Here is a 16,745-nt window from a genome sequence, read left to right on the forward strand (position 1 = left end):
TGACGCTTAGGACGCCTTTTTGAGGGTCAGGCAGGCCACGCGGGTCCCGGCCGTGCCCACTTCCGGGCCCGAGGTCTTGGTGCCCTGGGAGTGGATGACGAGCGAACCGGGCAGATCGGCCGGATCGAGAGCCCAGTCGTTGCGCGCGCTCGAGCGGCCCGCGCCGTCGCCGTTGGTGGTCACGTCGAGCCAGACCTCGCTGGTCGGGCTGATCTCGCCGCGGTGGTGCTGGTAGTGGGGCCCCGAATCGTCGGGCTTGGCACCGCAGGGCTTGGCGTGGAGATGGGCTCCGTAGCGGTGGTTGGGCAGCATGCCCTCGACGACGAGGGAGGTCCGGGTCTTGTTGCCGGACGACTCGACGGCGGCGCTGGCCTGGGCTCCCCGCGGGACCAGCTTGCGGTCGTACACGATGGCCGAGGTGTCGGACGGGGTGAACTCCCCCGCTCCGGACAGTTTGATCTCCCCTGTCGGGGGCACCTCGCTGGGACCCGCGAGATCCTGGAGCGGGGCGGGAGACCCCGCGCAGGCTGCGGTGAGCATGACGAGCAGGAGTGCGGGCACGCGCATGAGACCCTCCATGGTTCGAGCCCTTACGGCACTGCGGGCTCCGGGAGAGCACCCACTCTAACGAGTAATCGGGCCGCTACGTTTCGTATTCGCGTTCAGGCGCCATGTTTCGCCGCGATGTCATCGATGATGGCGGCCAGCGTGAAGTCGAGGTCGGTGAGGCCGCCCTTGTCGTGGGTGGTCAGGGTCAGATGGAGGGTACGCCAGCGGATGTCGATGTCGGGATGGTGGTTGAGCTCCTCGGCCTTGACCGCGATCTCGTCGACGATGCGGATGGCGGTGGGGAAGTCGGGCGCGGTGACCGTGCGCCGGATCTCGTCGCCCTCACGCCGCCATTCGGGCAGGTTGGTGTCCATGGCGTCACGTTACTTCAGCGCCCCCGAGCTGAGCCCCGACTGAATCTGGCGCTGGAAGATGATGTAGACGACCATTACCGGCAGGATCGTCAAGCTCAGGGCGGCGAACAGGCCCGGCCAGTCCGCCTCATATCCCGCCAATGTGGAGATCTTGGCAACGCCTTGGGTGAGGACCCATTTGTTCGGGTCGCCGGCCAGGAGGACCAGGGGCAGGAGGTACTGGTTCCACTGACCCAGGATGTTGAAGATCGTGATGCTGACCAGGCCCGGCCTGGCCATGGGGACCATGATCTGGAAGAACGTGCGGGTGTGCGAGGCGCCGTCGATCATGGCGGCTTCGGCGACGGTTTCCGGCAATGTCCGGAAAAATGCCGCTAAGAAGAACACCGTGAAGGGCAGGGAATAGGCGATATAGACCAGGATGAGCCCGAAATGGGAGTCCAACAGGCCGAACTGCTTGACGACGAAGAAGAGCGGCCCGAGGGCCAGGAACACGGGAAACGCCAGACCGGCCACGAAGTAGTAATAAATCAGCTTGTTACCGATGAACTGGTAGCGCGCCAGCACATACGCCGCCATCGACCCGAACAACATCGTGCCTGCCGTACCGAAAAAGACGACGATGACGGTGTTGAGCATGTACTGCCCGATATGCGCCTTGTCCCACGCCCTGCCCCATGAGTCCAGCCGCAACGCGCCGGGCAGCTGTAGCGGATCGCCGAAGATCTCCGTGTTGTTCTTGAAAGACGCCAGGAACGTCCACAGCAGCGGCAGGATGATCAGCAGCGCCCAGACGGCCAGCGCGATGTGCGAGAGCCCGGCTAGCACGCTGGGGCGCGGCGGACGGTTTCTGGCCATTTCTAGAGCTCAACCCTCTCACGCCTGGTCGTACGCAATGTCAGCACGGCGAACGTCACGGTGAGGAAGAACAGCGCCACACCCATCGCGGACGCGTACCCGACCTTGTTGTAGGCGAAGGCCGTTTTGTAGATGGTGACGGGAAGAATGGTCGTCGCGCCGTCCGGCTCGCCTTTGTCGCCCGCCAGCACCTGCACCAGCGCGAACCCGTCGAAGGCGGCGATCCCCAGATAGATCCAGCCGACCTGGATGGTGTCACGCAGCAGCGGCAGCGTCATCGAGAAGAACAACCGCACGCGCCCGGCGCCGTCCAGCGCCGCGGCCTCGAAATAGTCCTTGGGAATGGCCGCCATGCCCGCCGAGAACAGCACCACGTAGAAGCCGACGCCCTGCCAGACCATCACCGCGATGATCGACCAGAGGGCGAGGCCCGGCTCGGTGAGCCAGCCGACGGGCTCGATGCCGAATCTGGCGAGCACGCCATTGAGGACGCCGTCCGCGTCCGGCCGGTAAACGGACTGGAAGAGCACGCCCACCACGGCCACGGCCAGGACCTGGGGGAAGAAGAACACCACCCGGTAGAACTTCGACCCCCACACCCCGCTCATGCCGGCGCCGCGCGGGCCGCCGCCCAGGTTCAGCAGGAACGACAGGAACAGCGCGATGACGATCGTCACGATCGGCAGCACGAGCAGCATGATCCCGTGATTGCGCAGGGCCTGCCAGAACACCTCGTCGTCGAACAGCCGGCCGAAGTTGTCCAGCCCCACGTACCGCACGATCGAGCTGTATCCGTTCCAGCTCGTCAGGGAGAGCTGGAACGCCTGGACGTACGGGCTGATGACGAAGACCGAATAGAGCGTGAGCGGGACGACGAGAAACCCGGCGACGAACCCGTATTTGCGCAGCCGCTCCATCTGCTCACTGGCTCCGCGTCTGCTTGGCGACCGCGTCGTCCTTCTTGATCTGGTCGGCCTTCTTCTGCATGGCGGCGCAGAACTTCTCCGGGGTGATGCGCCCGGCCATGACCACGTTGATCTGCTGGGTGCCGTAGTCGAACAGCTCCTTGTACCAGCCTTCGAAACGTGCGTCGGTGATGATGTTCTGGCCGGCCGCGTCCTGGGCCTTGGCGGCGCTCCGCAGCCCGGCCGGCAGGTCGAGGCCCTCGGCGGCGCCGTTGACCACCGTGAGGTTCTCGGTCTTCTCGGTGAATCCCCGCGCGCCTTCCTTGGACAACATGATGCGCAGATATTCGAGGCCGCCCTGCGGGTTCTTGCCCTTGGCCGCCACGATGAAGTTCTCGCCGACGCCGACCTGGATGGCGCCGTACGGCATATTGTCCGCGGCGGTGACGTCGGGAAGAGGAGCGATGGCGTATTCGAAGTCGCCGGGCTTGTCCTTGGCCATCTCGTTCTCGATCCAGGAGCCCACCGGGTAGAAGAGCAGCTTGTTCTGGAGCTGCTTGATCTGGGTCTGGGTGTGATCGAGGCCGAAGTACGCTTTGTCGCCATATTTCGCCTGGATGTCCACCCAGGCCGTGACCGCCTGCTTCATCGGCTCGGCGTTCCAGGCGTTGTCGACCAGGTTGTCGATGTCAATGATGACCTGGTTCCCGCCGATCTTGGCGGCCGTGTAGAGGACGTTCCAGAGCTGGTAGTACGGGCCCTTCAGCCCCGGGTACGCGAACAGCAGGATGCCCTCCTGCTTGGCCGTGTCCCCCAGCGCCGTGAACTCGGCCCACGTCTTCGGCAGCGCCCATCCCTTGGACGCGAACAGTTTGGCGTTGTACCAGAGCGCCCGGTGCGACACGGTGTAGTTGAGGACGAGGTCCTTGCCGTCGATCTTGGCGTTGTCGATCACGGCGGGCGTGACGGTGTCGCGTACCTTCTTGGCCGGGTCGTCGATGGAGGGGGCGTCGAACAGCACGCTCAGGTCGGCCAGGTGCCCCTCGGCGGCCAGCGCGGCCAGGTCCATCGACTCGGGGCCGGAGTTGTTGAGCACGTCGGGCACGTCGCCGCTGACGAAGCGGGGGCGTAACTGGGTGCCGATCTGCTGGGTGGCGTTGTGCTTGACCGTCACGCCGGGGAACTCCTTCTTGTAGAGCTCCTCGTGCAGGTCCTTGGCGTACGCGTCGCCGTACCCGCCGCTGAAGATGACCACCTCGAGCGGCTTCTTCGGATCGACGCCGAACGGGTTCTTGGAGTTCGCGGAGGCGGTGATGCTGGGGGCGGCCGACGGCTCGCCTCCCGTGCCGCCGGTGGCGCAGGCGCTCACGAGGCCCGCGCCGGGGCCGGCGACGAACGCGGTCATGCCGAGGCGGCGCAGCATCTGACGCCGAGTGATCTCGCCCGGGTGGGTCATGAGGGCTCCCGTTGGGAATTAGGAAAGTTTCCTAAACGTTTGCCCGAACGTACGAACGGCCACCGACACCCGTCAAGGGGGCGCAATCGAGACGTGACCTTGCCGTGATCCCCTCGCCTGCGGGCTTCCTGGAGCCAGGATCGTGGACCGAGGCGAGGAGAGCAAGAGCGGTTCAGTCCTTCCACCACTCGGGGGCCAGGAGCGGGGAAGCCTGCGGCAGCGACTTCAGCGGCACCCCGGGGCCGGCTTCGACATGCACCTGGACGGCGTCGGACGCGGTCTTGCGGACATCCTCGACGATCCAGTCGTCCTTGATGTACGCGTCTTCCACGTGGTACCCCTCACCCCTGCCGTCGGGGTTGAGCCACATCACCACGTAGCTGATCTTCAGTCCGAGCCGCTCCATATCGGCCCTGACCTCGGAGACCCGCTTGCCGTGAGCTCTGTAGCCGTCGTCGGGTTCGCCGTCAGTGGGCGGGGAGACCTGACCCGCGGTGGCGTAGGGCTCCCCCGGCGCGGCGGGCCGGCCGATGCCGAAAATGACCTTTCCAGCGAAGTGAACAGGTATGGAGACCTTGCCGCACCAGGCGGAGGCGCAGTTCTCCACCCAGGTGGTGGTCACGCCCATGCCAGGCGGGAAGGTCCCGTCCATGATCGGGCCGACCAGCTCGCCCACATCCTCCGGCGCCACCGGAGCCTTCTTCACCTCGGCGTCCAGCCCGACCGCCCGGAACGCCTTCGTGAACTCCTCCGCCTCGGCCTCGGGGTCGTTGATCGCCACTTCCAGGTAGCCGTCGCCGGCCTTGACCGAGACGGCGGCGTTGGCGTATTCGGTGACGGGGCCGCCGAACGGCACCCCGACGACGAGCACGGCGGCCGCCGCGACTGTCACCGCACCCAGCGCGAGCCACCGTCCTCTGCGCGGGGCACGCCTTCGTGCCGGCACCCGCTCCTCGGCCATGATCGACTCCATCAGCGCCCGCGCCCCCGCGCCGGACGCCTGCCCCACGGGGTCCCCGGCCAGCTGTTCGTCCCGCACCCGGGCGAGATCGGCGATGTTCACAGGTTGTTCCCTTCCATCGCGACGGCGCGCGAACAGTCGATCCCGGCCTCGGCCAGGCCACGGGCGAAGCGCTTGCGTGCGCGGTAGAGCCTGACTCGTACGGCGTTACGTGAGAGGCCGAGAACCCTGGCGATCTGGCCGGCATCCAGCCGCTCCCAGGCGACCAGCGCCAGCAGCTCCCTGTCGTCCTCGGACAGGGCCCGGAACACCCGGCCCAGCTGCGAGAGGTCCTCCCCGGGCGGCTCGGCCACGAGCGGCGAAGCCGCCAGTTGCGCGCGCAGCGCGGCGGTCCGCTGCTCGTGCCGCCGCTCCCCGCGCCGCTGATTGGCCAGCACGTTCCTGGCCACCCCGAAGAGCCATAACCTCGCTTCGTCGCCCTCGGGGACCTCCTCTATGCGCCGCCACGCGACCATGAATGTCTCGGCCACCACGTCGGCCGCGTCGTCGGGGTCCGAGCAGCGACGCAACGCGTACCCGAGCAGCGGCCCATACGAAGATCCGTAGATCTCCTCGAACCGGCTTTCGGGATCGACTCCCATCCGTTCTCCCTTATAGCGGCGATATCACCACTCACCCCATGTCCGGGATTCAGGAAGCATTACCGGCACCGTCAGAGCGCTTCGGCCCGTCGGTCAGGCCGATGGATACTCTGCGCACATGAAGATCCTGCTCTTTGGCGCGACCGGCATGATCGGTCAGCGCATCGCCGCCGAGCTGACCAACCGCGGCCACCAGGTGACCGCGGTCAGCCGCAAGGGCCCGGTCAAGGGGGACGTCCACGACGCCGCCACGCTGGCCAAGGGCTACGACGCCGTCGTCTCCGCCATCGCCCCGCCGCGTGACGGCACCGAGCCCGAGCCGCCGTTCCTCGACGCCAACCGCGCCCTCATCGAGGGCGTGCGCGCGGCCGGCGTGCGCAGGCTGATCGTCGTGGGCGGCGCGGGCAGCCTCCAGATCGCGCCCGGCCAGGACCTGGTCGACACGCCCGACTTCCCGGAGATCTACAAAAAGGAGTCCCTGGCCCAGAGGTCGGCCCTCGGCCTCTACCGGCAGGTCGAGGACCTCGACTGGACGTACATCTCGCCGGCCGCCGAGATCGCGCCGGGCGAGCGCACCGGCGTCTACCGCATCGGCGGCGACACGCTGCTGGCCGACGCCGACGGCCGCAGCTTCATCTCCGCCGAGGACTACGCGGCCGCCGTCGCCGACGAGCTGGAGAACGGCGCCCACCCGCGCAAGCGCATCACGGTGGCCTACTGAGGCTGACTTATTGGGGCGGCTCGTCCGGGAGGAGCGCCTTCTCGTCGGGCTTGTGCACGAGCACGTTGTCCACGTACGACTTCACGGCCGTGGCCAGCCCCACGTCGGCGCCCTGCTCCTCCGACAGGTACCAGCGGTGGTCGAGTATCTCGTGGAAGAGCTGCGCGGGCTCGAGCTTCCCGCGCAGCTCCGCGGGAATGGCCTCGACAGTCGGCTGGAACACCTCCGCCAGCCACCGGTGCGCCACGATGGCCTCGTCCTCGTGCCGCAGCCCCTTGGCCACCCTGAACCCGTCGAGGTCGTTGAGCAGCCGCCGTGCCTGGTTCTCCTCCACGTCGAGGCCGGTCAGCCGGAGCAGCCGCCGCTGGTGGTGCCCGGAGTCCACGACCTTGGGCCGTACGATGAGCCGCCCGGTGCCGACCTTGCGCCGCACCATCATCTCGGCCACGTCGAAGCCCAGCAGGTTCAGCCGCCGGATCCGCTGCTCCACCCGGTGCCAGTCGACCTCGTCGATGATCTCGCTCTGGGTGATCTCATCCCACAGGCGGTGGTATCGGGCGACGATGTCCTCGGCCGTGTCCATGGGGTCGATGGACGGGTGCAGCAGCCCGCCGGCCTCCAGGTCGAGCATCTCGCCGAAGATGTTCGTGTGCGCGACGTCGATGTCGGCCAGCCGCTGGCCCTCGCTGATCATCGGGTGCATCTCGCCGGTCTCGGCATCCACGAGGTAGGCCGCGAACGCCCCCGCGTCCCTGCGGAAGAGCGTGTTGGACAGCGAGCAGTCACCCCAGTAGAAGCCGTTCAGGTGCAGCCGCACCAGCAGCACGGCCAGCGCGTCCAGCAGCCGGGTGAGCGTGTCGGGCCGCAGCGTGCCCGACATGACCGCCCGGTAGGGCAGTGAGAACTGCAGGTGCCTGGTGATCAGCGCCGCGTCCAGCCCGTCCTCGCGGCCGGTGACGTACGCGACCGGCTCCACGGCGGGGGCGTCGAGACGGGCGAGATCCCAGAGCAGCTGATACTCCCGCTTGGCGTAACGCTCGCTGATCTCCTTGATCGCGTACACCTTGCCGGACAGCCGCGCGAACCGCACGACGTGCCGCGAAATGCCACGCGGTAGATCGACGAGGTGGTACTGCGGCCACTCTTGGAGCGGCACTTCCCAGGGGAGTCGGATCAGGTCAGGATCGCCTAGCGCGCCAGTGATCTGCAGGGGCATTTGCTCAGGATATGGTGCATCGGTGGACGAGTTTCTCAAGTGGTACTTTTCCGACCGTCCCGTCGTGGCCAGCTCATTGGGGGCCGACGGTTACGATCACACCCTCGGTGACTTCACCGCCTCCGCCTGGACCGCCCGTGAGCGGGAGGAGGTCCGCTGGCTCGGACACCTCTCGGGCATCGAGACGGCCTCCCCCGACGACGCGATCGACAGGGAACTGGTCCTCTCCCAGCTGAGAGGCTCGATCGCGCTCGCGTCCTGGCCCGAGTGGCGGCGCGACCCCGCCGTCTACCTCTCGGCGATCTTCTCCTCGATGTACACGCCGTTCCAGCGGCGGCTCAAGCCGGAGCCCGAGCTGGTGTCGTCCGCCCTCTCCAGGCTGGCCGAGGTGCCCGGCGTGCTGGCCGCCTGCCAGGCCAACCTGGACCCCGAGCTCGCCGCGCCGCTGCTGATCAAGCGCGGGCTCGGCCAGGCGCGTACCGGCCGCAACTTCCTCACCCGCACGATCCCGTCCATGGTCGAGGATCCCGAGCTCGCCGCCAAGCTGGCCGAGGCCGCCGAGCCGGCCGCACGGGCGTTCGACGAACTTGTCACGTTCCTCGAGGGCTTCCAGTGCGGCGGCACCTGGCGGATGGGAGAGCGGCTCTACTCCACGTTGCTGCGCGAGAAGGAGCTGCTCGGGTACGGCGCCGCCGAGCTGCACGAGAAGGGCAAGGCCGCCTGGGCCGAGCTGGACGCGCGGATGCGCGAGGTGGCGGTCCTGGTCAACGGCGGCGAGGACTGGCGGGCGGCGATGGAGTTCCTCATGGACGACCATCCGCCGACGCTGGCCGACATGCGCGCCGAGTACGAGGCCGAGACGCGGCGGGCCAGGGAGTTCGTGCGGGAGCTCGACCTGGTCACGTTCGCCGGTGGCGAGGAGTGCGACGTCCTCCCCTCGGCCGAGTACACCCGCCCGATCCTGTCCGTCGCCCACTACCTCGCGCCGCCCCCGCTGAGCGCCTCACGTAAGGGCGTCTTCTTCGTCCCCTACACGCCCGACGACTTCACCCCCGAGCAGGTACGCCAGCGCCTGCGGACGAACTCGCGGGCCCAGATGCCCTCGATCTCCGTGCACGAGGCCTACCCGGGACATCACTGGCACCTGTCGTACATGGCGGGCAACCCCCGTACCGTCAGGAAGGTCTTCCGCACCCCGTACTTCACGGAGGGCTGGGCCCTTTACGTGGAGAAGCTCCTGCACGAGCAGGGCTACTTCGACACCCCGGCCACCGAGCTGGCCCACCTGGACTGCCGGATCTTCCGCGCCGCCAGGATCGTCGTGGACACGGCGCTGCACTGCGAGGACATGTCTATCGAGGAAGCGGAGACGTTCATGGCGACCAAGGCGTCGCTGTCTCCCGGCACGGCCCAGGGCGAGGTGAACCGCTACTGCGCCTGGCCCACGCAGGCGCCCTCCTACCTCACGGGCGCGATCGAGATCGACCGCATCCGGCAGTCGTTCCAGGGGTCGCTGAAGGAGTTCCACGACCGGATCGCCGGGTCGGGCGGGCTGCCCCTGGGGCTGGCGGAGCAGGTCGCGCTGTCATAACCGACGGGGGAACACCGGGGGGTTCAGCGCCCGTTCGATCACCGCGTTGAGCTGCTCGTCCGTGAGGATGGCCGGCTTGCCGACGCTGAGCCCCCGCACGTACACCTCGCACAGCCACTCCAGCAGCCGGGTGGACTCGAACGCCTCCTCCAGCGTCGCCCCGATGGTCACCCCGCCGTGGTTGGCCATGAGGGCGGCCCGCTTGCCCTCCATCGCCGCCCGCACGTTGGCGGCCAGTTCGGGGGTGCCGTAGGTGGCGTACGCGGCCACCCTGACCGTGCCGCCGAGCAGCAGCGCGTTGTAGTGCACGGGGGGCAGCTCGGTCATCGTGGTGGCCACGACCGTGCCGAACACGGAGTGGGTGTGCACGATGGCCTGGGCGTCCGTGGTCTGGTAGACGGCCAGGTGCATGGGGGTCTCGCTGGACGGCTGGAGCTCGCCTTCCACCAGGTGGCCCTCGACGTCCACGACGGGACACATCTCCGGTGTCAGCCGGTCGAGCGCCACCCCCGAGGGCGTGACCGCGACCAGCTCCCCCTCGCGCACGCTCAGGTTGCCCGACGTGCCGATGACCAGGCCCAGCTCCACGGCGCGACGGCCGTAGTCGCACAACTGCTCGCGCAGGCTCATGCGTTTCGAATGTAGTCGGTCGTCCGAATTACAGCAATGTTCATGGCCTCACTCCGTGAGGCGACGGCGCTCCCTCACAGGCGGTCGAGTGCCTGGAGCATGAGGCGCTCGATGTCGACGCGCTTGAGCCGCCCCGGGTAGAGGAGCAGGTGCAGGCTGAGGCCGTCCATCAGGGCGAGGAGGTGCTCGGTCAGGTCGTCCAGGTTGTCGTCCGTGCGGAGCTCGCCGGCCGCGCGGGCCTGCCCCAGCAGGTCGCGTACGCCGACGCGCAGCTCGGCCGCCTCCGTGCGCTGCACCTCCGCCAGGCGGTCCGAGGCCAGGCTGCGGCTCCAGAAGCTGACCTCCAGCCGGGTCTCCTGAGTACGCTCCGCGTCCAGCGGCAGGTTGTCCAGCAGCAGCTCGCGCAGCGCGGCCAGCCCGCTCACTCCCTCGATCTTGCGGGTGAGCCGGTCTCGGATGCGCTGGTGCGACTGGCGCAGCGCCGACAGCAGGATCTCGTCCTTGTCGGCGAAATAGTGGGCGAGCACGCCGTTGGAGTATCCGGCCTCCTTGGCGATGGCCCGCGTGGTGGCGGCGTCGATGCCGTCCCTGACGATCACCCGGCGGGCGGCTGACAGGACCTCGCGCCTGCGCTCGTCGTGATCGACGATCTTGGGCATCGGCTCCTCCATTGACTTTTTATTCGGACGTCTGTCTATTTAGACTATGACCGTCGCCACCGTCGGCGTCCACATCGTCGACATCCTCGCCAGGCCCGTCGAGCACATTCCTGAGGGCCAGGACACCGTGCTGGTGGACCAGATCCGCCTCACCGCCGCCGGCGCCGCCGCCGGGACAGCCGTTGACCTGGTCAAGCTGGGCAACTCCGTGGTCACCATGGGCGCGATCGGCGACGACGAGCTGGGCGACTTCCTGGTGGCAGTGCTGGCCAAGCGCGGCGTGGACGCCTCGCATCTGGTGCGGAGGCCCGGGGAGCAGACGGCCGCCTCGATCCTGCCCATCAGACCGGACGGGGGGCGGCCCAGCTTCCACGTGCCCGGGGCGAACCTCACGGTGACGTACGCGGACCTGGACGCCGAGGTGCTGCGCGGCGTGCGCGCGATCCACCTGGGCGGCATGGACGTCACGTTCGGCCTGGGCGACCCGGCCTTCTTCGCCCTCCTGGACTCGGTGCGTGCCGCGGGCACCACCATCACGATGGACCTCCTTTCGGAGATGCCGGATTTATTGGGAATGGCCCGGGCTTTTCTGCCGCATGTGGACTACGTGCTGCCGAACGAGTCGCAGGCGCTCCTCATGACCGGCTGCTCCGACGTCCAGGAGGCCGCTCGGACACTGCTGGCGGACGGGCCGCGCGGCGTCCTCGTCACGCTGGGCGCGTCGGGCAGCCTCGTGGTCACTCCGGACGGGACGGAGCCGGTGCCCGCCATCAAGACGGACGTCTCGGACACGACCGGCTGCGGGGACGCGTACTGCGCCGGCTTCCTGACGGGGCTCCTGCACGGGCAGGACGTGCTGACCGCGGCCCGCTGGGGCACGGCCGCCGCCGCCCGCGTCGCCACGGGGCTCGGCTCGGACGCCGGCCTCACCGACCTCGACTCGACTCTAAGGATCCTCGGATGACCGACGCAGAACTCCGCCGGCGGGCCTTGAAGGTCGTCCCCGGCGGCATGTACGGGCACCTCAACGCCGCCCTCTTCGCCCCCGGCTTCCCGCAGTTCTTCGAACGCGGCGAGGGCTGCCGCCAGTGGGACGTGGACGGGCGCGAGTACATCGACTTCATGTGCAGCTGGGGCCCGGTCGTGCTCGGGCACCGACACCCGCGCGTGGAGGAGGCCGCCGCCAGGCAGGCCGCGCTCGGCGACTGCCTCAACGGCCCGGGCCCGATCATGGTGGAGCTGGCCGAGCTGCTGGTGGACACCGTGCCCAGCGCCGATTGGGCGATGTTCTCCAAGAACGGCACCGACGCCACCACCCAGGCGCTCATGGTCGCCAGGGCCGCCACCGGCCGGACCAAGGTGCTGATGGCCCATGGGGCCTATCACGGGGCGGACCCCTGGTGCACGCCGTCCCTGTCGGGCACGACACCCAACGAGCGGGCGGACCTGGTGGAGTTCACGTACAACTCCCTGGAGTCGCTGGAGGCCGCGGCGGCGACCGTGGAGGGGGACGTGGCGGCGATCATCGTGACGCCGTTCAAGCACGACTCGTTCGAGGACCAGGAGCTGGTGGAGCCCGCGTTCGCGCGCGGCGCCCGCGCCCTGGCCGACCGGCTCGGGGCGGCGCTGGTGATCGACGACGTGCGGGCGGGGTTCCGGATCGACCTGCGCGGCTCCTGGGAGCCCTATGGGGTACGCCCTGACCTGACGGCCTGGTCGAAGGCCATGGCCAACGGCCACCCGTTCGCGGCCGTCACCGGCACGGACGCCCTGCGCGGACCGGCGCAGACGCTGTACTCCACCGGCTCGTTCTGGTTCTCGGCGGTCGCCATGGCGGCGGCCAAGGCGACCATCGAGACCCTGCGCGACACGGACGGCATCGGGGCCATGGAGCGGGCCGGCACGCAGCTTCGCGAGGGGCTGCACGCGCAGGCCAAGTCCCACGGGTTCGTGGTGAACCAGACGGGGCCGGTGACGATCCCGTGGCTCAGCTTCGACGGGGACGCCGACCTCTCCGTCGCGATGTACTGGAGCGACGCCTGCCTGCGGCACGGGGTCTACCTGCACCCGTGGCACAACTGGTTCATGTCGGCCGCGCACACGGAGGCGGACGTGGCGAAGGCTCTGGAGGGCACGGATCAGGCGTTCTCGGAGACCCGTGCCCACTTCGGCTAATCCCGTTGGCGGCACACGCCACGAGTGACCCGCCGCCCCGTAGTGCGGCGGGAGGGCCGGAAAGAGGGGTTCAGGTGGCGGTGAGCTTGGTGATCTCGTCCACGATGGACGGCCAGAGCGGGCGCGGCAGGTCGTGGCCCATGCCTGCGTAGGTCACCAGGCGGGCACCGGGGACGGCCGCGGCCGTGGCGTGGCCGGCGGCGACCGGGATGAGCTGGTCGGCCTCGCCGTGCAGCACCAGCGTGGGCACCTGTAGGCCCGTGAGCAGTGCCGTACGGTCTCCCGAGGCCATGATCGCGGCGAGCTGCCGGGCCGTGCCGTCGGGGTCGAAGCAGCGGTCGAACGCCAGCCCGGCCAGCTCGGTGATCCTCTCAGGGTCCAGCTCGTATCCGGGCGAGCCGAGGACCGACCAGGTCCGCACCGCCTGGGCCATGACGGATCCGCGGTCGGGAGCGGGCCTGGCCAGGAGGACGGCGAGCGCGGCCTCCGTCGGCGGGGCCACCGAGGGTCCGGGCGTGGACATGATCGAGGTCAGGGTCAGCACCCGGTCCGGATGGCGGATGGCCAATGCCTGGGCGATCATGCCGCCCATCGAGGCGCCGACCACGTGCGCGGCGGGCCAGCCGAGGGCGTCCATGAGCCCCGCCGCGTCATCGGCCAGGTCGTCCAGCAGATACGGCGAGGGCGCCCCCAGCGCGGGAGCGCCCTTGTCGTGGAAGTGGGTGGAGAGGCCCGCGTCGCGGTTGTCGAACCGTACGACGTGGTGTCCCTGCCCCGCCAGCAGCTCGCAGAGCCCTTCGTCCCAGTGGATCAGCTGGGCGCCGAGCCCCATGATGAGGAGCAGGGGACGGCCCTCGTGCGAACCGAAACTCTCGTAGGCGATTTCGATGCCGTTCGCGGCTACACGGGTGGTCACGAGGACCAGAATGACATTCTGGTGGTGGCCCGTAAAGTCAGATCTTGATGAGGTTGCGGATGCGCTCGCTGGTGAGCGCCACGCTGCCGCCCGCCACGGCCACGGCGCCGGCCACGACGGCGGCCGTGCTCTTCGAGAGCGGTGCGGGCACGGCCTCGCTGGCCGCGGGAGGCTCGGCCGGGTTGTTGTCCTCCTCGGCCCAGGCGCCGGTCGAGAACGGGACCGGGTAGTTCTTCTTGCCTGGACCCTGGCCCCACTTGGTGATGACGTAGTCGACCTTGATGTGGCCCTCGCCGCCGTTGCCGTCGACGCCGAGCGTGTCGGAGTTGAACGTGCCGCCGGTGAGCTCCGCGAAGGTCTTGGCGTCCAGGTCCAGCATGACCCCGTTGTTGGAGGGCACACCCGGGCCGCGGTCGCCGACGAAGAAGGGCAGCTTCTTGCCCTCGTAGACCACGTAGCCCTCGGTCATGAGCGGCCAGCTCGGGCTGGCGGCCAGGCCCTTCTGCATGGGCTTGCCGCTGGCGGGCAGGCCGGTGTCACCGGCGCGGCCGGAGGAGTCGTCCCAGAAGTATGAAGCGGTGGTCGAGCCCTTGAGCAGGACCTTCTCGCCAGTGCTTGAGTCGGCGTGAGCCGCGGTGCCGGCGCAGGTCAGCGCGCACACGGTAGAGCTGGTGAGCAGAGCGAGAGAACGCAGGCCAAAACGTGCAGACATGAATTTAAGTCCTTCGCGACGGGGGCAGGGAGGTTCGCTCGCTCGAAAAAGGGCGTAGCAGGGCAAAGCACCTGACAATGGGGGGAGAAGCTACGCAGAGCGCGAAACGAGCCTGAGGAAGGGACCGCTCAGGAAGCGGCGGCTATCACGCTGTCTGGGAGTTCGACGCGGTCGTTCAAGTCGTTCATATGTCCTCTCCATCTCGCCTACCGGGTTAGCTGGCGGGTTCGGGCGTGGAGATGCCCTACCGACGCTTGGTCGGATTCACCCCATTTGCGGTGGGTCCCCGGTTCCCGAGTGATCGGGATTCGGCGCCAGCCAGCTGTTCCTCCTCTGTGAGGTCCACGCCACCGGCTGTGAATTGGGCAACACTCTAACCACGCATTCCGGACATACGCAAACACTTCGTCATGAAACGGGCAGAAGATCTACCTTCCCGTACAAAGAAAAAAGGGGGTACGGCAGTGCCGTACCCCCTGAAAATCCAGCCTCAGCCGCCGCTCTTGCGCCTGAACGATCTTTTACTCGCAGCCGGACCGTGCGCCCCGTGGATCTTCGATGGGTCGCCGCCCTTGCCACCCGCGCCCGAGTCCGCGTGCAGGTTGCGCTTACGCTCCAGCGCCTCGCGGAACTTGCGCTTCATCTCGTCCTCGGGAGTTTCGCTGACTTCCGGCTCCGGTGTATCCGCCATGAGGACCTCCAAGGTGTTGGGGACAACTCACAGCTTCGCATGGCCCCGCTTACGACGCGAAACCGGCTTCGACCCTGCCTTGCGAGACCGCCGGCGCGTCCAGCCGCCTGCCCGGCATCGCCACCAACGCCACGAGGGCGATCAGCGCTCCCACCACCCCCAGCGACGGGATGACCACGGCCGCCGCGGAGGCGTGCGCGGCGGCCAGGCCACGGCGGCGTCGGCCCAGGTGTGCCCGTCCAGACCCTTCCCCGTCAGCAGCAGCGCGCCGATGGCCACGGTGAGGATCGCGATGCCGGCCTAGTCGGGACGCCCACCCCCCAGTGCCCGGCCGATTCAGGAGCCGGAGCACGACGATTGCGATCAGCAAAAGGGCGAGCGGCATGTTTGCCGGAATTTCTCCAGAGAGGATGCCTCGGCCTTCAGTTCAGGTCGGGGGCGGGTATCGCACTCCTACAAAGCAGGGCAGGGCAAGCCGCACGGCGTCGGCGGCGGCCCTGGCGCGCGGCAGGCCACCCTGCGTCTCGTCATAGTGTTCGGCCTCGAGGTCGTAGTCGAGCACTGGGTCCTCCTGGCGTCGGGTGTGCTGCCCGCAGGGTAAAGGGGAACCGTTCAGTTCCTGGTGTTGGGTTGGAGCGGCTCAGGAAATACACCCGGCATGATGGTCAAGCCCCCGGTCCTGCCATGAGCCTCCTGGGCCGTGACCTGGCGCTGGATCTGGGAGGCGCGAGCACACGAATCTACGCCAGGGGCAAGGGCATCGTGCTCGACGAGCCCTCGGCGGTCATGCTCGACGACCGCACCGGCAAGGTCATCGCGTACGGCGCGGACGCGGCCGACGGCGAGACGTGCCGGCCGGTCAGCGGCGGCCTGCCGGCCGACGGCGAGCTCACCTGGCGCATGGTCAGGCATTTCCTGAGCAAGGTGCACCGGCGTCCGTTCGCCAGGCCACGCCTGGTCATGGCGCTGCCCGACAGCTCCACCCCGATCGAGCGGACGGCGCTGAGCGACGTGGCGTTCGAGGCGGACGCCAGGCGGATCGTTCTGGTCCCGCACTCGCTCGCGGCGGCGCTCGGCGCCGGGCTGCCGGTCGACGACGTCGCCGGGAACATGGTGATCGACATCGGGCGCGACTCGGCCAGGATCGCCGTCCTCTCGTCCGGGGCCGCCGTGTCCACGACGGCCGTCCCAGGCGGCGGCGAGGCCGTCGACAGGGCCATCGTGCGCCTGGTCGAACACGAGCACGGCCTCCTCCTCGACGAGCACGAGGCCGAGTCGGCCAAACGCCACATCGGCGCAGAGTGGAAACCGACGCACCGGCACGTGACGGTGCACGCCCGCGACTCGGACACCGGCCACGAGCGCGAGGTACGGCTGCCCGTCCAGCAGATTTACGAGGCGACCAGGCAACCGGTCGAGGCGATCGTGCGGGCGGCGATGGAGACGGTCGAGCGGTGCCCGGCCGAACTGGCCGCGGACCTCGGAGGGCGGGGCGCGGTGCTGATAGGAGGCGGCGCGCTGCTGCGGGGGCTCGCGCGGCGGCTGCGGGCGTCGCTGAGAATGCCGGTACGGAGGGCGGAACGGCCGCTGGAGTGCGTGGCCCTCGGCCTGGGCCGGTTCGTGGACGACCTGGGGCTCATCGCCCGGCTCCGCAGCGGCCTCTCTTGGGCCGTGCCGGACAGGTGACCGC

20 protein-coding genes and 1 riboswitch are annotated in these 16,745 nt (G+C 68.7%); of the genes, 5 read left to right on the top strand and 15 right to left on the bottom strand.

The annotated features are described in order from the left end of the window. Nucleotides 1–6: 6 nt before the first annotated feature. The 7 genes from AB0J09_RS07120 to AB0J09_RS07150 form a co-directional block, all read right to left on the bottom strand. On the bottom strand, nt 7–567 hold the full coding sequence (locus tag AB0J09_RS07120) for a hypothetical protein (RefSeq protein WP_360686466.1): 561 nt from the start codon (nt 565–567) through the stop codon (nt 7–9). Nucleotides 568–662: 95 nt separating this feature from the next. After that, nucleotides 663–923: a 4a-hydroxytetrahydrobiopterin dehydratase gene (locus tag AB0J09_RS07125; protein WP_360686469.1), complete on the bottom strand. Its 261-nt coding sequence runs from the start codon at nt 921–923 to the stop codon at nt 663–665. A gap of 9 nt (nt 924–932) precedes the next feature. Then, entirely contained in the window at nt 933–1,781 is an 849-nt protein-coding gene (locus AB0J09_RS07130) for a carbohydrate ABC transporter permease (RefSeq protein WP_360686472.1), read from the bottom strand. A gap of 2 nt (nt 1,782–1,783) precedes the next feature. Continuing rightward, nucleotides 1,784–2,698 (bottom strand): sugar ABC transporter permease, encoded by a 915-nt coding sequence (locus AB0J09_RS07135; RefSeq protein WP_360686475.1) that lies wholly within the window; start codon nt 2,696–2,698, stop codon nt 1,784–1,786. Nucleotides 2,699–2,702: 4 nt separating this feature from the next. Beyond that, entirely contained in the window at nt 2,703–4,142 is a 1,440-nt protein-coding gene (gene ngcE / locus AB0J09_RS07140; RefSeq protein WP_360686478.1) for an N-acetylglucosamine/diacetylchitobiose ABC transporter substrate-binding protein, read from the bottom strand. Nucleotides 4,143–4,314: 172 nt separating this feature from the next. Further along, entirely contained in the window at nt 4,315–5,205 is an 891-nt protein-coding gene (locus AB0J09_RS07145; RefSeq protein ID WP_360686481.1) for a hypothetical protein, read from the bottom strand. After that, nucleotides 5,202–5,744 carry a sigma-70 family RNA polymerase sigma factor gene (locus tag AB0J09_RS07150; RefSeq protein WP_360686484.1) on the bottom strand — a complete coding sequence of 181 codons (543 nt, stop codon included), beginning with the start codon at nt 5,742–5,744 and terminating at the stop codon, nt 5,202–5,204. The genes AB0J09_RS07145 and AB0J09_RS07150 overlap by 4 nt, the downstream gene beginning before the upstream one ends. Nucleotides 5,745–5,862: 118 nt before the next feature. On the opposite strand from AB0J09_RS07150, the gene AB0J09_RS07155 reads away from it, so the two are divergent. Next, a complete protein-coding gene (locus tag AB0J09_RS07155) occupies nt 5,863–6,465 on the top strand; it encodes an NAD(P)-dependent oxidoreductase (RefSeq protein WP_360686487.1) in 603 nt (200 codons plus the stop codon). A 7-nt stretch (nt 6,466–6,472) separates the two neighbouring features. On the opposite strand, the gene AB0J09_RS07160 is transcribed toward AB0J09_RS07155, so the two are convergent. Continuing rightward, the gene (locus AB0J09_RS07160) at nt 6,473–7,681 is read right to left on the bottom strand and encodes a DUF4032 domain-containing protein (protein ID WP_360686489.1); all 1,209 of its coding nucleotides are present in this window, start codon (nt 7,679–7,681) and stop codon (nt 6,473–6,475) included. Nucleotides 7,682–7,703: 22 nt separating this feature from the next. Here AB0J09_RS07160 and AB0J09_RS07165 point away from each other — a divergent pair, with 22 nt between their 5' ends. After that, nucleotides 7,704–9,272 (top strand): DUF885 domain-containing protein, encoded by a 1,569-nt coding sequence (locus tag AB0J09_RS07165; RefSeq protein WP_360686492.1) that lies wholly within the window; start codon nt 7,704–7,706, stop codon nt 9,270–9,272. On the opposite strand, the gene AB0J09_RS07170 is transcribed toward AB0J09_RS07165, so the two are convergent. Both AB0J09_RS07170 and AB0J09_RS07175 read right to left on the bottom strand, forming a co-directional pair. Continuing rightward, nucleotides 9,267–9,902, bottom strand: a complete 636-nt coding sequence (locus AB0J09_RS07170) for a class II aldolase/adducin family protein (protein ID WP_360686495.1) — start codon at nt 9,900–9,902, stop codon at nt 9,267–9,269. The two genes, AB0J09_RS07165 and AB0J09_RS07170, sit on opposite strands and share 6 nt — an antisense overlap. 74 nt (nt 9,903–9,976) lie before the next feature. Next, nucleotides 9,977–10,561 carry a TetR/AcrR family transcriptional regulator gene (locus AB0J09_RS07175; protein ID WP_360686498.1) on the bottom strand — a complete coding sequence of 195 codons (585 nt, stop codon included), beginning with the start codon at nt 10,559–10,561 and terminating at the stop codon, nt 9,977–9,979. Nucleotides 10,562–10,607: 46 nt separating this feature from the next. Here AB0J09_RS07175 and AB0J09_RS07180 point away from each other — a divergent pair, with 46 nt between their 5' ends. Beyond that, nucleotides 10,608–11,525, top strand: a complete 918-nt coding sequence (locus AB0J09_RS07180) for a carbohydrate kinase family protein (RefSeq protein WP_360686501.1) — start codon at nt 10,608–10,610, stop codon at nt 11,523–11,525. Beyond that, nucleotides 11,522–12,736 (top strand): aminotransferase class III-fold pyridoxal phosphate-dependent enzyme, encoded by a 1,215-nt coding sequence (locus AB0J09_RS07185; protein ID WP_360686504.1) that lies wholly within the window; start codon nt 11,522–11,524, stop codon nt 12,734–12,736. The genes AB0J09_RS07180 and AB0J09_RS07185 overlap by 4 nt, the downstream gene beginning before the upstream one ends. 70 nt (nt 12,737–12,806) lie before the next feature. On the opposite strand, the gene AB0J09_RS07190 is transcribed toward AB0J09_RS07185, so the two are convergent. The 5 genes from AB0J09_RS07190 to AB0J09_RS07210 form a co-directional block, all read right to left on the bottom strand. Then, on the bottom strand, nt 12,807–13,652 hold the full coding sequence (locus AB0J09_RS07190) for an alpha/beta hydrolase (protein ID WP_360686507.1): 846 nt from the start codon (nt 13,650–13,652) through the stop codon (nt 12,807–12,809). Nucleotides 13,653–13,689: 37 nt separating this feature from the next. Beyond that, nucleotides 13,690–14,364 (bottom strand): hypothetical protein, encoded by a 675-nt coding sequence (locus AB0J09_RS07195; protein WP_360686511.1) that lies wholly within the window; start codon nt 14,362–14,364, stop codon nt 13,690–13,692. Between the two features lie 188 nt (nt 14,365–14,552). Continuing rightward, nucleotides 14,553–14,688: riboswitch (cyclic di-AMP (ydaO/yuaA leader) on the bottom strand. A 166-nt stretch (nt 14,689–14,854) separates the two neighbouring features. Then, nucleotides 14,855–15,055, bottom strand: a complete 201-nt coding sequence (locus tag AB0J09_RS07200) for a DUF5302 domain-containing protein (protein ID WP_360686514.1) — start codon at nt 15,053–15,055, stop codon at nt 14,855–14,857. Between the two features lie 141 nt (nt 15,056–15,196). Further along, nucleotides 15,197–15,334 carry a hypothetical protein gene (locus AB0J09_RS07205; RefSeq protein WP_360686517.1) on the bottom strand — a complete coding sequence of 46 codons (138 nt, stop codon included), beginning with the start codon at nt 15,332–15,334 and terminating at the stop codon, nt 15,197–15,199. A 148-nt stretch (nt 15,335–15,482) separates the two neighbouring features. Next, nucleotides 15,483–15,617, bottom strand: a complete 135-nt coding sequence (locus AB0J09_RS07210; protein ID WP_360686520.1) for a hypothetical protein — start codon at nt 15,615–15,617, stop codon at nt 15,483–15,485. A 122-nt stretch (nt 15,618–15,739) separates the two neighbouring features. Here AB0J09_RS07210 and AB0J09_RS07215 point away from each other — a divergent pair, with 122 nt between their 5' ends. Further along, nucleotides 15,740–16,741 carry a rod shape-determining protein gene (locus AB0J09_RS07215; protein ID WP_360686523.1) on the top strand — a complete coding sequence of 334 codons (1,002 nt, stop codon included), beginning with the start codon at nt 15,740–15,742 and terminating at the stop codon, nt 16,739–16,741. Nucleotides 16,742–16,745 lie beyond the last annotated feature (4 nt).

The sequence above is a fragment of the Nonomuraea sp. NPDC049784 genome (assembly GCF_040659615.1).
Lineage (GTDB): Bacteria > Actinomycetota > Actinomycetes > Streptosporangiales > Streptosporangiaceae > Nonomuraea.